Below are 13,059 nucleotides of genomic sequence, written 5' to 3'. Positions count from 1 at the left end.
CCTCGCACAATGAACCCATGCTGACCATCAGCCAGATCGCGTCGTACGCCGGGGTGTCCGTGCGCACGGTCCGTCACTACCACGCCAAGGGGCTGCTCCCCGAGCCCGAACGCGACCACTCCGGCTACCGCCGGTACGACGCGGCGGCGGTCGTCGAGCTCGTGCGGATCCGCACGCTCGCCGAGGCCGGGGTACCGCTGTCACGGGTGCACGAGCTGCTCGACGCCGGGGAGTCGGAGTTCGCGGCGGCGGTCGAGGACATCGACCGCCGCCTGCGCGCCGAGATCCGCGAGCGCCAGCACCACCGCGAGCGGATCGCCAAGCTCGCGGCCGGCGACAGCCTGGCGCTCCCGCCGGAGGTCGTCGCGTACCTGGACCGGCTCCGCGGCGTGGGCGTCTCCGAGCTCATGGTGGAGGCCGAGCGGGACGCCTGGATCCTCGTGGCGGCCCAGCTGCCGGACCGAATGCCTTACTACATGGACGTCAAGAGCCAGCAGCTCGAGGACCCGAACGTCACCCAGCTGTACCGCGAGCTCGCCGAGATCGTGCAGTGGCCCGCCGACGACCCACGGCTGGACACCGTCGGGGACCGCCTCGCCGCCCAGTTCGAGGCGGTGCCGGCGACCAGCTGGGACGAGGAGGCCCTGCCCGCCGACCTGGCCAGCTTGCTGGACGCGGTCTTCCTGTCCTCCGTCCCCGGCGCCCGGCGGATCCTCGACCGGCTCGAGCAGCACGGGTGGACCGGCTGGACCAACATCCACCGCCTCGAGCCGCTGGACTGACGCCCACCGCCGAGCGGTGGTCCTTGCGTGAACACGCAGGGACCACCGCGGAGGACGACCTCCGCCGGCGGTCAGGTCAGACGGCGGGCCGCGGAGCCTCGGGACCCGCGCCGTAGAAGCCGGCCGGGGTGGAACCCTTCGGCGACGGCCCGTGCTCGTTGTCCGGGACGCTGTCCTTGACGAGGAAGACGATCAGGACGATGGCACCGATGAGCGGGATCAGGCCGATGAGGATCCACCAACCGCTGCGGCCGCCGTCGTGCAGGCGACGGACGGTCACGGCCAGCGACGGCAGGAACAGGCCGAGGGCCACGATGAGGGCGATCGGTCCGGTCGACCCGCTCTTGGTGTCGAACAGCCCCGAGTCGAGCAGCCGGGCTACCGCCGAGACGATCACCTCGAACAGGACGTACCACCAGTACTCGCTGCGACGGGCGCGCCCGCTGAACACCACGTACTTGCGAAGCACGGTGCTGACAGAGGTCTTGAAGTCCATGGTTCCCCCAATGGTGACGTGTGCCCGGTCCCCTGGCGGGGCCGGCCCCTGCACGGTCCGGAGCATCCGGCTCCCGTGGCGCTCGACCACATGACCGCGGTCAGTATGGCGCGTCGAAGCCGTCCGTGGGCGGCACTCGCCCAACACCTCGGGACCCGGACAGCCTCGGCGCCCCGCCCGCGGACCGGCCGTCGGCCGCCGGCTGACGTCGCCGCGAACGGGTCGACGACGGTCGTGCCACGACCGGATGGTCACGCACCGGTCTCCCGCCGGTCACGTGGGGATCTCAGCGGACACGAACCGTCATCGGTCCGGTCACGTCCCGATAACCACCACTGCCGCGCGGACCCTGCCCTCCTACCTTCGGTCCCACGCACATCCGGGGACGACGCAGGGGGAACACCATGGGAGCAACGAAGCACCGCAGGCACTACTCGTGTGCCGCCGCGGCGGCACTGGTCGCGCTGACCGTGACCGCCTGCGGGGGCGGCGGCGGGAGCGACCGGAGCGGCGTCAAGTCGGTCCAACCCGGCCCGAACGGGGCCCGCGAGTCCCGGTCGGGGCAGCCGCTCCCCCTCCCGGACATGGCGCCCAGCCACGACTTCCGGATGACCGACCCGGCGACCGACGCGCTGTCCACGTTCGCGCTCGACATCGACACCGGGTCGTACACCCGCTTCCGCGACGCGGTGAACCAGGGCAGCCGGGTGGTCCCCGGCGAGGTGCGCACCGAGGAGTTCGTGAACTACTTCCAGCAGGGCTACGAAGCGCCTCGCGACGGACTCGGCATCAGCATCGACGCCGCCGCGCTGCCGTTCCGCGACGGCCACCGCCTCGTCCGGGTCGGGATCAGCAGCCCTCGCCCCGAATCACGCCCGGACGTTGACCTCGTCCTCGTCGTGGACTGCTCCGGATCGATGGACGAGGCGGGCAAGATGGAGACGACGAAGGTCGTCCTGAGGACCGCCACCGCGGCACTGGGAGCCACGGATCGCGTTGCCATGGTGTGCTATTCGACCCGGGCTGCCGTTGCCCTCGCTCCGACACCCGCCTCCAACCGGGACGCCATCGACCGGGCCATCGATGGGCTGTACCCCGACGCCAGCACCAACGCGGCGGCCGGGCTCACGCTGGGGTACGACCTGGCCCGCTCGATGCACACCGAGGGCCGGATGTCCCGCGTCGTCCTCGTCAGTGACGGCGTGGCCAACGTCGGCGACACCAGCGCCGGCGGGATCCTCGAGCGGATCAGCACGCAGGCACGCGCCGGCACCAACCTCATCTCGGTCGGGGTCGGCATCCAGGACTACAACGACCAGCTTCTCGAGCAGCTCGCCGATCGCGGTGACGGCTGGCACGTCTACGTGGACACGGCCGCCGAGGCGCAACGGGTGTTCGCCCCCGGCCTGACGGGATCGCTCGTGGTCGCGGCCAAGAACGCGAAGGCCCAGGTCGAGTTCGACCCGCAGGCGGTCAAGGGGTACCGGCTGCTGGGATACGAGAACCGCGCCGTCGCTGACGAGAACTTCCGCAACGACGCGGTCGACGGCGGCGAGGTGTTCGCCGGCCACACCACCACGGCGTTGTATGACGTGGAGCTGCGCGGCGGCGTGCGGGACGCGGCGTTCGTCAAGGCGACGGTCCGGTACCTCGACGCGAGCGAGCGACCTGTCGAGCGCACCGGGTCCCTGCGCGACAGCGAGTGCGCCGACACCGTCGACCAGGCTTCTCCCCGGCTGCGGCAGGACCTCGTCGTCGCGCTGCTGACGGACCGGCTCATGGAGGGCCCGTGGTCGCAGTGGACCTCCGCCTCCGACCTGCGTGAGCTCGCGGCGACGCTGCCCGCCGCGGTGGACGAGGACCGTGACGTCGCCGAGCTGGCGCGCCTGGTCGACAAGGTCACCACCTGAGTCATCACCGGACCGGCCGTCACCGTCGCAGTCGCGGAAGGTGACGGCCGGCCGTGCCGGCTACGTGATCCAGCGGATGCGCGAATGCGGTCGATCCGGTTTGCTGGAACAGCGCGGGTGACAGGGGGCGGACGTTGGGTGCTCGCAGGGGACGAGGGTGACGGGGTCGGTCGACCACGGGTCTGCGCTGGGCGAGTACCGCCTCAAGCCGAACTGGCTGGTGGTCTCGGCGGCCCTCGGAGTGTTCACCGCCGGCATCTCGATCGCCACGGGGATCAGGACCGACAACCGGTTCTCCGTGATCGCGTGGTCGCTGTCCGGCGTGTTCTGGATCGGGTTCTTCTTCGTCGCTCGTCGCAACCGGACCGTGGTGGACACGGACGGTGTGCGAGCCTGGCGCGCCTACCGCTGGGTCGGAGTCTCCTGGGAGCAGCTCGAGCGCATGTCCACGGGGAAGTCCTTGCCCCTGCAGCCGCGCGTGGTGCCCATCCACTGGGCCAGGGACCGGTCCCTCGCCACGGACGTTCCCGTAGAGCTTCAGGGCGTTCTCGAGGCGTATGCCGCCGAGCGGAACGAGTCGTCAGCATGAGCTTGGCCGAACGCCGCGACGCCGTCGGGACGCACCAGCTGCCTCGACGCGTGCTGCAGATCGCCCTGACCCTCCTCTGCGTCTCGGCCATCGTTCTCGCGGCCGGAGCGGCCTGGGGTTTTCACCGGGGCGGCCACCCCTGGTGGCTGCTCGCCGAGATGCTGGCCGTGCTGACCTGGATGCTCCTGTTCACCTCGCTCCTGCACTCACGAACCGTCGTCGAGGCGTCGGGGCTCAGGATCCGCTCCGGATGGCGGTGGCGCCAGGTCTCCTGGGGAGAGATCGACTCGTTCGCCAGCACCACCGGCGGGCTGGCGTCCCCCGAGATCGTGACCCTCCGCACCACCAGCGGCCGGAAGGTCATGACGCAGATCCCGTCCCGGTTGCTGCCCGAGCTCGAGAGCTATGCGACGGAGCACGGCTTCCACGGGAGCTGAGGCCACCCACCGTTGGCCCCGGAGCTGCGGACGAGCGGCGCCGCACGCGGGGTGACCCGTGGCGCCATACCGCGACGGGCCCGGACGCACGCCACAGGAAGCGGTGCGTCCGAGCCCGTCGTGGGTTCGAGGTGGGTTCTGGGTGGAGAGGTCAGGCAGCGATCGCGGAGATGTCGAACTCCAGCGCGACCTTCTCGGAGACGAGGACGCCACCGGTCTCGAGGGCGGCGTTGAAGGCCAGGCCCCAGTCGGAGCGGTTGATCGTGGTCGAGCCCTCGAAGCCGACGCGCACGTTGCCGTAGGGGTCCTTGGCCGAGCCGGTCTCCTCGAAGACGATGGTGACGGGGCGCGTCACGTCGTTGATGGTGAGGTCGCCGGTGATGGACCACTCGGCGCCGTCGCGGGCGACGTCGGTGCTGGTGAACGTGAGGTTCTCGTACTTCTCGACGTCGAAGAAGTCGGCCGTCTTGAGGTGACCGTCGCGCTGCTCCTGGCCGGTGGTGACGCTGGCGGCCTTGATCGTGACGTCGACCTTGGAGTTGGCCGGGACGGCGGTGTCGATGACCGCAGTGCCCTCGAACTGGTCGAACTGGCCGCGGACCTTGGTGACCATGGCGTGGCGGGCGGAGAAGCCGATCCGGCTGTGGGTGGGGTCCAGGGCGTACGCGCCGGAGATGTCGTCGAGCAGCTGCGAGTCGGGGGTGGAGGCGGCGGGGGCGTCGATGACGGCGGTGGAGGACTTGCGGGAGAACAGGGCCATGGGAGGTTCCTTCGGGGGTGGTGATGTAGGTTGTTGAATGTTCAACCACACCTCACCGCGGTTCATTCCCGCCGCCCCCGGTCCCGCCGAGGGCTAGAAGTTCTGGGCCATGTTGGCGAACCGGGCGTAGTGACCCTGGAACGCCAGCACCATGTCCTTGGTCGGACCGTTTCGGTGCTTGGCCACGATCACGTCGACCTCGCCCTCACGGCCCTCGAGCTTGGGCTCGCGGTGCAGCAGGATGACCATGTCGGCGTCCTGCTCGATGGAACCTGACTCACGCAGGTCGGACATCGCGGGCCGCTTGTCGGCGCGCTGCTCCGAACCACGGTTCAGCTGCGAGATCGCGATCACCGGGACCTCGAGCTCCTTCGCGAGCAGCTTGAGCGCACGGGAGAACTCGGAGACCTCCTGCTGACGCGACTCGACCTTCTTGCCCGAGCTCATCAGCTGGAGGTAGTCGATCACGACGAGCTTGAGGTTGTGCTGCTGCTTGAGCCGGCGGCACTTCGCGCGGATCTCCATGAGCGACATGTTGGGTGAGTCGTCGATGAACAGCGGTGAGTCGGAGATCTGACCCATGATGCGCGCCAGCTTCTTCCAACCGGTGTCGCCGATGGTGCCCTTACGCAGGTCCTGCAGTTGGATCTGCGCCTCGGCCGACAGGCAGCGCATGGTGATCTCGCTGCGGCTCATCTCCAGGGAGAAGATGGCGGTGGCCTGCTTGTGCTTGATGGCGGCCGAGCGCGCGATGTCCAGGCCCATCGTCGACTTTCCGACGGCGGGTCGGGCGGCCAGGACGATCATCTGGCCCGGGTGCAGGCCGTGGGTCAGCTCGTCGAGCTCGATGAACCCGGTGGGCACGCCGATCATCTCGCTGGCGTCGCGCCCGGCGGCGACCTCGATCTCGTTGAGGGTGTCCTCGAGGACGTCACCGAGGGCGACGTAGTCCTCGCCGCCACGCTTGTCGGCCACGGCGTAGACCTCGGCCTGCGCGGCGTTGACGATGTCCTCGACGTCGCCGTTGCCCTGCTGGTACCCGAGCTGCACGATCCGCGTGCCTGCCTCGACCAGCCGGCGAAGCACCGCCCGCTCGCTGACGATCTCGGCGTAGTAGCCGGCGTTGGCGGCGGTGGGGACGGCCTGGATCAGGGTGTGCAGGTAGGCCTGCCCGCCGATCCGCTGCAGGTCGCCGCGCTTGGTCAGCTCGTCGGAGACGGTGATGGCGTCGGCCGGCTCACCACGGCCGTAGAGGTCGAGGATCGCGTCGTAGATCAGCTCGTGGGCGGGACGGTAGAAGTCTGTGCCGCGGAGCCCCTCGACGCAGTCGGCGATCGCGTCCTTGGACAGGAGCATGCCGCCGAGGACCGACTGCTCGGCGTGCAGGTCCTGCGGGGGCACCCGGTCGTCGGACTGCGGTGGCCCGTCGCCGCCTGCGCTGAACGCGCTGGTGCTCAGCTCCGCAAGAGACACTCTGCCAACTCCCTGAACCACGAACGAGAACGAAGAACACCGGTGTGGTTCGAGTAGACCACGGGCCGCCGACAACACCTGCCGACGCGCTCGACGGACCCTTCCGGACCGCGACCGCCTCACCGTAGGGTGGCGTTCACCGCACACTCAAACCGGCCCTGTGGAGAGGGTGTGGACAACGTGTGCGCAACTCCCGGGGTGCTTGTGCACAGTCGGGGGATAACCCTGTGGATTTCCGCGACGTAGCGTTTCGCACACGCCCCTGACCTGCACGGACGTCGTCCACGGGGTGTGGACCGCAGAAACTTCCGGGCGTGTCCGTCAGATGTCCGGCAGGTGCACAGGGCTTGACTTCCGCGCCCCCGGACCCCGTCCGGGGGCTGCGCTCCGCGGCATACCGGACGTAGCCTGCCGCCATGTGCCGAAACATCCGCCAGCTGCACAACTTCGAGCCCCCGGCGACGTCCGACGAGGTCCGCGCCGCGGCCCTCCAGTACGTCCGCAAGGTGAGCGGCAGCACCAAGCCCAGCCAGGCCAACCAGGCCGCGTTCGACGAGGCCGTGGAGGAGATCGCGCACGCCACCGCGCACCTGCTCCAGCACCTCACCACGACGGCGCCGCCCAAGGACCGCGAGACCGAGGCCGTCAAGGCGCGGGCCCGGGCCCAGGCGAGGTATGGCGCGGCCTGACCGCCTGAGTGAGGGCCCGTCCACGCCCTGACTGACCCGGTGGCGACACGGGGGGTCTGCCCGGCACACCCGGCAGGAATAACCACTGGGGCGCCGAGCAACCGCCGTCCTATCGTGGCGCGATGAGTTCTGGGGAGCACTCCGGTCTACCCCCACGAACCCAGCGACCACGACGGAACACGAAGGACCTCCCATGACTGAAGCCACCGCCCTGAGCGGCCCGGACACCACCGTCGAGCCCGGCGGCCGACCAGCCGTCAACACCACCGCGGTCCTGCGGATCCTCGTGCTCGCGACGTTCATCGTCATCCTCAACGAGACGATCATGGTCAACGCGATCCCCCGCCTGATGCGCGACTTCGCGGTCCCGGCGACGAGCGCGCAGTGGTTGTCCACGGCGTTCATGCTGACCATGGCCGTCGTCATCCCGGTCACCGGCTGGTTCCTCCAGCGGGTCACCACGCGCAGCGCCTACACGCTGGCGATGGGCCTGTTCCTCACCGGGACCGCGCTCGCCGCGGTGGCACCGACGTTCTCGATCCTGTTGGGCGCCAGGGTGATCCAGGCCAGCGGCACCGCCGTGATGATGCCGCTGCTCATGACGACGATGCTGACCCTCGTGGCCCCCCAGGACCGCGGCAAGGTCATGGGCAACGTCACCCTCGTCATGTCGGTCGCGCCGGCCCTCGGCCCGGCCGTGTCGGGCGTCCTGCTGCAGCTCGGGTCGTGGCGGCTCATCTTCGCCGTCGTCCTGCCGGTCGCCGGCCTCATCACCGTCCTCGGGCTGCGCGAGCTCGTCAACATCGCCGAGCCGCAGCCGTCCCGCATCGACGGCCTGAGCGTGGCCCTGTCCGCGGTGGGCTTCGGCGCCCTGGTCTACGGCCTGAGTGGCCTCGGCGAGGGGTCGCACAGCACCGCGGCGATCCCGCCCGCGCTCACCACGGCGATCGGCGTCGCCTCCCTGGCCGCGTTCGCCCGACGCCAGGTGCGCCTGCAGCGGGGCCCCGGGCCGCTGCTCGACCTGCGCACCCTGACCTTCGCCCCGTTCGCCATCGCCCTCGGCCTGATGTGCGTGTCCTTCATGGCCCTCATGGGCGCGATGATCCTGCTGCCGCTCTACCTCCAGGACGTCAAGGGCCTCTCGACGCTGACCACCGGCCTGCTCCTCATGCCCGGCGGGCTGACGATGGGCCTGCTCGGTCCGGTGGTCGGTCGGGCCTACGACCGTTACGGCGCAACGCGTCTCGTCGTCCCCGGCACCGTCGTCATGGCGCTCTGCCTCGTGGCGTTGACGCAGGTCGGTGTCGACACCCCCGCCGTCCTCGTGCTCGCGGACCACGTGGTGCTGAGCGCGGCCCTGGCGATGATCTTCACGCCGGTGTTCACCTCCGGGCTGTCGGTCCTCCCGCCCCACCTGTACGCCCACGGCAGCGCGGTGCTGGGCTCGCTCCAGCAGGTCGCCGCGGCTGCCGGCACCGCGGTGGTCATCAGCGTGATGGCCGGCCGCACCGCCGCCGCGGCTGCCGACGGCGCCTCCGGGACGACGGCCCTGGCCACCGGCGCGCAGTGGGGGTTCGGTGTCGGGGCCGTGCTCGCGGTGGTCGCGGTCGTCATCGCGTTCTTCGTCCGCACCCCCGCCACCGAGGTCCACGGGGGCGGCGACGCCCACTCCCCCGAACTGTCCGAGGTCGCCCCTACCGTGGAGCGGTGACCACCGCCCCCGTCGTCGCGGCGGTGCGGTCGGAGCTCGCCCGGGCGGGTGACCCCGACCGCGCCGCCGCGCAGCAGGCCTACATGAAGTCGGCGATGCCCTACCGCGGCATCACCGCGCCGGAGCTCAAGGCCCTGCTGCGTCCCCTGCTCGCCGACCCGGCCCTCCAGCTCCCCGACCGGAGGGAGTGGGAGGCCGCGGTCCGCGAGCTCTGGGACGGCGCCACCCACCGCGAGGAGCGGTATGCCGCGACGGCCCTCACCGGGCACCGCGCCTACCGCCGGTGGCAGGACCCGGACACCTTCGAGCTCTACCGCCACCTCGTCACCACGGGCGCCTGGTGGGACCACGTCGACGAGATCGCCAGCCAGCGGGTCGGGCCGATCCTGCTGTCCCACCGCGAGGAGGTCACCCCGGTGGTCCTGGACTGGTCGCGGGACGACGACCTGTGGCTGCGCCGCACCGCGGTCATCAGCCAGCTGACGTTCCGGGAGAAGACCGACCTCGGCCTGCTGAGTGCGGTGATCGAGGCCAACCTCGACGACACCAGCTTCTGGCTCCGCAAGGCGATCGGCTGGGCACTGCGCCAGCACGCGCGCACGGACCCGAACTGGGTGCGGGCCGTGGTCGACGAGTACGGCGAGCGCCTGTCCGGTCTCAGCCGTCGTGAGGCCCTGAAGCACCTCTGACCGACGCGGCCCGGGCTCCCGGGTCTGCGGCCACCCCCCGCAGGAGCGGGACCGCCACCGCGAGGGCGGCCAGGGACGCGGCGGCCGCGACGAGGAAGGCGGCGCCGACCGATCCGCCGTCCGAGAGCGCTCCGGCGGCGAACGCACCGACCGAGCTGCCTGCCAGGAACGCACTGATCAACCACGCGAACGCCTCGGTCGTCGTACCGGCCGGGGCGAGCCGGTCGACGACCTGGAAGACGCAGGTGAGGGTGAGGGGCAGACCCAGTCCGCTGAGGACGGTGAGCACCGCCATCACCGGCGGCTGCCCGGGCGTCCAGGCCAGGGCGGCATACGTCGCGACGAGGGTGAGCAGCCCGAGCGGGAGGTCCCGCAACGGATCCCGGTGCGGGGCCCGGCCGCTGTAGGCGAGGCCGCCGGCGAGGGCGCCGAGGGCGTTCGCCGCGACCAGCCACGACGCCCAGCCGGGCGCCGAGACCGACTCGGCGTAGGCGACGAGCGCGACGGCGGGGACACCGATGGTGAGACCGACGAGGAGCACCGCGACGTAGAGGACGCACAGCCGTGGCGACCGCAGCGGCCCCAGCCAGTGCCGCTCCCCGCGGACCGGGACCCACTCGCGGGAGACCCGGGACGCGGTGAACCACACGGTGCCGGCGACACCGACCACGGCCGCGGCGAGCAAACCACCGCCAGCACCGAACCCCTGGGCGAGCAGGACGACGAGGGGGCCCAGGACGAACACGAGCTCCTGGGCGGCGGCATCGACGGCGAAGGCCGCCGGCACCTCACGGGCGGGGAGCACCGAGGGCCACAGGGTGCGCAGCGCCGGTTCGAGCGGCGGGGTCATCAGCCCGGCCACGAGGGCGACCAGGAGACCGAGCGAGCCTGGAGCGAACGGCACCGCCGCCAGCGCCACCGACGAGACGACGCCGCCGAGCACGAGGGTGCCGCGCTGCCCTCGCACGTCCATCACGCGCGACAGCACGGGACCTCCGACGCAGGCGCCGAGCGAGTAGGCGGCGGTGAGCAGCCCGGCCCGGGCGAAGTCGGCGCCGCTCTCGCGGGTGAACAGGACGAGGGCCAGCGGCACCATGCCGGTGGGCAGCCGTCCGGCCAAGGCGGAGAAGAGCAGGCGCGAGACGTGCGGGCGGCCGAGCAGCTGGGCCGGACCCACGCGGTGGCGCGGGTCAGCCACCGAAGGGCCAGCCCGGCTGCATACCGGGCTCACGCCCCGGCTCGATGTAGTGCTCGAACCCGAAGAAGGCCAGGAAGTACTCCTCGGGCATGCCGAGCATGCCCTCGATGTCGGTCGCCTGGCTGGCGTGCGCCTCGAGCGCGGCCCGCCGCTCGGCGAGGAAGTCGGTCACGTCGACGCGCCAGTGGATCTCGGCCTCGGGGGTGCCGAGCGGGTTGCCGTCGTCCATGTCGCTGTCCGGGTCGAAGCTCTTGTCGCCCTGACCGGCGGCGACGGCGGCCTGGTGGAAGGAGCGCATCTGGTCACGGTTCATCGTGGACTCGAGCAGGCGCGGCCTGCTGGCCGCGAGCTCGGCGGCGCGGTGGACGACGGCGTGGACGCGGACGTGGTCGGGGTGGCCGTAGCCGCCGTGCCAGTCGTAGCCGACGAGGATGTCGGCGCCCTCCTCGTCGAGGATGGCGGCCAGCCGTCCGGCAGCCTCGTCGAGGTCGGCGGAGTGGAACGCACCGTCGTGGGTGTTCTGCTCCCAGCCGGTCATGCCGGAGTCGCGGTAGCCCAGCCAGGCGACCCGCTGTACGCCGAGGACCGCAGCCGACGCCTCGGCCTCGCGGCGGCGCCAGTCGGTGAGCGTCTCGCCGTCGGGCAGTCCCGCCTTCGGCAGCTCGCCGTGCTCACCCCCGGTCGCGAAGACCGCGACGACGCGACTGCCCTCCGCGCTCGCGCGGGCCATGGCTCCCGAGGTCTGGGACGCCTCGTCGTCGGGGTGGGCGTGGAGGAACACGATCGTCGGCACGGGACCATCCTGCCGTCCGGCACCGTCACCGCGGGGCCAGTCACGCCGGACCGATCGGGACGACTGGGTCGAAAGGCGGCGGACCAGACGCTCGAAGGTCACGAAACAATAAATAGTTAATAGCCACTATTTATATTTCTGCTCCTCCTTGCTGCACTGGGTGAGCAGAGGGTCAGGCACCGGCGCCGGACCCACAGGGAAACCCGGAGTCAACGATGACCATCCCCACCCACACCGCGCTCGCCCCCGAACCGCCAGCCCTGCGCTGCGGCGACCGGCCCACCGAGCCCAAGTCGGCGCTGTTCGTCGGAGCCCTCGGCTTCGCGCAGTTCGGCCTGTTCGTCGCCCTGCTCGGACCGGTCATCGTGTCGATGGCCCTCAAGGTCAACACGATCCTGACCACACCGACCGAGCGCACCAGTGCCCTCGGGGTCATCCTCGGCGTCGGAGCGGTTGCCGCGTTCGTCGGCAACGCCCTCTTCGGTCGGCTCTCGGACCGCACCACCTCGCGGTACGGCCGTCGTCGCCCCTGGATGGTCGGCGGCGTCGCCGTCCTCACCCTCGCCCTGTGGTTCATCGCCACCGCGGACTCCGTGCCCGCCCTGGCCGCGGGGTGGTTCGTCGCCCAGCTGGGGGCCAACGCCACCCTCGCCTCGTTCATCGCGACCTTGGCCGACCAGCTCCCCGAGCGGCAGTACGCCAAGGTCTCCGCCATGGTGGGGATCATGCAGAACGTCGGCATCCTCGGCGCCAGCCAGATCGCCGCCCGCTTCACCTCCGACATGCAGGCGCTGTTCCTCGTGCCGGCCGCCGTGGGCGTGGTGGGGATCCTCGCGTATGCCGCGGTGCTCAAGGACCCGGTGCTCCAGACCCGACCCGCTCGACTCGACCTGCGCACCCTCGCCGAGTCGTTCTGGGTCAACCCGTTCACCCACCGCGACTACGGCCTGGCGTGGTGGAGCCGCTTCCTCATCATCCTGTCCAGCTTCCTGTTCTCGACGTTCCGCCTGAACTTCCTCGTCGACCGCGTCGGCCTCACGGACGCGAAGGCTGCCGGCGCGATCGCCACCGGCATCCTCATCTACACCGCGGTGCTCGTCCTGTCCGGCTGGGTCGCCGGCGTCGTCTCCGACCGCACCGGCCGGCGGAAGGTCCTCGTGGCCTCGTCCACCGCCCTGTTCGCCGTGGGTGTCGCCGTCCTGGCTCACGTCCACACCCTCAGCGGCTTCTACCTCGTCGAGGCGATCATGGGCGTCGCGTACGGCATCTACATGAGCGTCGACATGGCGCTCGTCCTCGAGGTCCTGCCCAACCCCGACGACTCCGGCAAGGACCTCGGCGTCTTCAACATGGCCAACGCCATCCCCCAGTCGGCCGCACCGTTCCTCGGCTCGGTCCTGCTCGGCATCGGCGCCGCCACCACGGCCGCAGGGGCCTCCTCGCCCAACTACACCCTCATGCTCTGGGCGGCCGCGATCGCGGCGCTCATCGGGGCCCTCGTGGTCCTCCCGATCAGGAAAGTGAAGTGACCA

The 13,059-nt window shown here is 71.0% G+C and carries 13 protein-coding genes; 8 read left to right on the top strand and 5 right to left on the bottom strand.

Going from position 1 to position 13,059, the window contains the following annotated elements:
- The first annotated feature begins 17 nt into the window (after nt 1-17).
- A complete protein-coding gene (locus tag ACYVKF_RS10195) occupies nt 18-782 on the top strand; it encodes a MerR family transcriptional regulator (RefSeq protein ID WP_460966350.1) in 765 nt (254 codons plus the stop codon).
- A 76-nt stretch (nt 783-858) separates the two neighbouring features.
- Here the strand turns inward: ACYVKF_RS10195 and ACYVKF_RS10190 are convergent, their stop codons facing one another.
- Complete coding sequence (locus ACYVKF_RS10190; protein WP_460966349.1) at nt 859-1,278, bottom strand: DUF805 domain-containing protein; 420 nt, start codon at nt 1,276-1,278, stop codon at nt 859-861.
- A gap of 404 nt (nt 1,279-1,682) precedes the next feature.
- Between ACYVKF_RS10190 and ACYVKF_RS10185 the strand changes: the two genes are divergently transcribed.
- The 3 genes from ACYVKF_RS10185 to ACYVKF_RS10175 all read left to right on the top strand — a co-directional run bounded on the left by ACYVKF_RS10185 (nt 1,683) and on the right by ACYVKF_RS10175 (nt 4,214).
- Nucleotides 1,683-3,188 (top strand): vWA domain-containing protein, encoded by a 1,506-nt coding sequence (locus tag ACYVKF_RS10185; protein WP_460966348.1) that lies wholly within the window; start codon nt 1,683-1,685, stop codon nt 3,186-3,188.
- 157 nt (nt 3,189-3,345) lie between these two features.
- The gene (locus tag ACYVKF_RS10180; RefSeq protein WP_460966347.1) at nt 3,346-3,777 is read left to right on the top strand and encodes a hypothetical protein; all 432 of its coding nucleotides are present in this window, start codon (nt 3,346-3,348) and stop codon (nt 3,775-3,777) included.
- Nucleotides 3,774-4,214 carry a hypothetical protein gene (locus tag ACYVKF_RS10175; RefSeq protein WP_056916150.1) on the top strand — a complete coding sequence of 147 codons (441 nt, stop codon included), beginning with the start codon at nt 3,774-3,776 and terminating at the stop codon, nt 4,212-4,214. The genes ACYVKF_RS10180 and ACYVKF_RS10175 overlap by 4 nt, the downstream gene beginning before the upstream one ends.
- A 151-nt stretch (nt 4,215-4,365) precedes the next feature.
- On the opposite strand, the gene ACYVKF_RS10170 is transcribed toward ACYVKF_RS10175, so the two are convergent.
- Complete coding sequence (locus ACYVKF_RS10170; RefSeq protein WP_460966346.1) at nt 4,366-4,974, bottom strand: YceI family protein; 609 nt, start codon at nt 4,972-4,974, stop codon at nt 4,366-4,368.
- Nucleotides 4,975-5,067: 93 nt separating this feature from the next.
- The gene (dnaB, locus tag ACYVKF_RS10165) at nt 5,068-6,432 is read right to left on the bottom strand and encodes a replicative DNA helicase (RefSeq protein ID WP_460966924.1); all 1,365 of its coding nucleotides are present in this window, start codon (nt 6,430-6,432) and stop codon (nt 5,068-5,070) included.
- Between the two features lie 431 nt (nt 6,433-6,863).
- On the opposite strand from dnaB, the gene ACYVKF_RS10160 reads away from it, so the two are divergent.
- The 3 genes from ACYVKF_RS10160 (at nt 6,864) to ACYVKF_RS10150 (ending at nt 9,536) form a co-directional block, all read left to right on the top strand.
- On the top strand, nt 6,864-7,136 hold the full coding sequence (locus ACYVKF_RS10160) for a DUF2277 domain-containing protein (RefSeq protein WP_056916148.1): 273 nt from the start codon (nt 6,864-6,866) through the stop codon (nt 7,134-7,136).
- A 193-nt stretch (nt 7,137-7,329) separates the two neighbouring features.
- A complete protein-coding gene (locus ACYVKF_RS10155) occupies nt 7,330-8,847 on the top strand; it encodes a DHA2 family efflux MFS transporter permease subunit (RefSeq protein WP_460966345.1) in 1,518 nt (505 codons plus the stop codon).
- Nucleotides 8,844-9,536, top strand: coding sequence for a DNA alkylation repair protein (locus ACYVKF_RS10150; RefSeq protein WP_460966344.1), 693 nt, complete (start codon nt 8,844-8,846; stop codon nt 9,534-9,536). The genes ACYVKF_RS10155 and ACYVKF_RS10150 overlap by 4 nt, the downstream gene beginning before the upstream one ends.
- Here ACYVKF_RS10150 and ACYVKF_RS10145 read toward each other — a convergent pair.
- Nucleotides 9,505-10,734, bottom strand: coding sequence for an MFS transporter (locus tag ACYVKF_RS10145; RefSeq protein WP_460966343.1), 1,230 nt, complete (start codon nt 10,732-10,734; stop codon nt 9,505-9,507). The genes ACYVKF_RS10150 and ACYVKF_RS10145 overlap by 32 nt on opposite strands.
- Nucleotides 10,727-11,527, bottom strand: a complete 801-nt coding sequence (locus ACYVKF_RS10140) for a PIG-L family deacetylase (RefSeq protein WP_056916145.1) — start codon at nt 11,525-11,527, stop codon at nt 10,727-10,729. Before ACYVKF_RS10140 ends, ACYVKF_RS10145 begins: the two co-directional genes overlap by 8 nt.
- Nucleotides 11,528-11,742: 215 nt before the next feature.
- On the opposite strand from ACYVKF_RS10140, the gene ACYVKF_RS10135 reads away from it, so the two are divergent.
- Nucleotides 11,743-13,056 carry an MFS transporter gene (locus ACYVKF_RS10135; RefSeq protein WP_460966342.1) on the top strand — a complete coding sequence of 438 codons (1,314 nt, stop codon included), beginning with the start codon at nt 11,743-11,745 and terminating at the stop codon, nt 13,054-13,056.
- The last annotated feature ends 3 nt before the right edge of the window (nt 13,057-13,059 follow it).

It is taken from the genome of Pedococcus soli, from assembly GCF_054782575.1.
The sequence above is the reverse complement of the archived record's forward strand: the minus strand, read 5'-3'. Positions and strand labels throughout refer to the sequence as shown.

Bases quoted from the DNA above. Each gene is read 5' to 3' on its own strand.
- ACYVKF_RS10155 (WP_460966345.1), top strand. From the start codon at position 7,330: ATGACTGAAGCCACCGCCCTGAGCGGCCCGGACACCACCGTCGAGCCC.
- ACYVKF_RS10135 (WP_460966342.1), top strand. From the start codon at position 11,743: ATGACCATCCCCACCCACACCGCGCTCGCCCCCGAACCGCCAGCCCTG.
- ACYVKF_RS10185 (WP_460966348.1), top strand. From the start codon at position 1,683: ATGGGAGCAACGAAGCACCGCAGGCACTACTCGTGTGCCGCCGCGGCG.
- ACYVKF_RS10170 (WP_460966346.1), bottom strand. From the start codon at position 4,974: ATGGCCCTGTTCTCCCGCAAGTCCTCCACCGCCGTCATCGACGCCCCC.
- ACYVKF_RS10160 (WP_056916148.1), top strand. From the start codon at position 6,864: ATGTGCCGAAACATCCGCCAGCTGCACAACTTCGAGCCCCCGGCGACG.
- ACYVKF_RS10195 (WP_460966350.1), top strand. From the start codon at position 18: ATGCTGACCATCAGCCAGATCGCGTCGTACGCCGGGGTGTCCGTGCGC.
- ACYVKF_RS10175 (WP_056916150.1), top strand. From the start codon at position 3,774: ATGAGCTTGGCCGAACGCCGCGACGCCGTCGGGACGCACCAGCTGCCT.
- ACYVKF_RS10190 (WP_460966349.1), bottom strand. From the start codon at position 1,278: ATGGACTTCAAGACCTCTGTCAGCACCGTGCTTCGCAAGTACGTGGTG.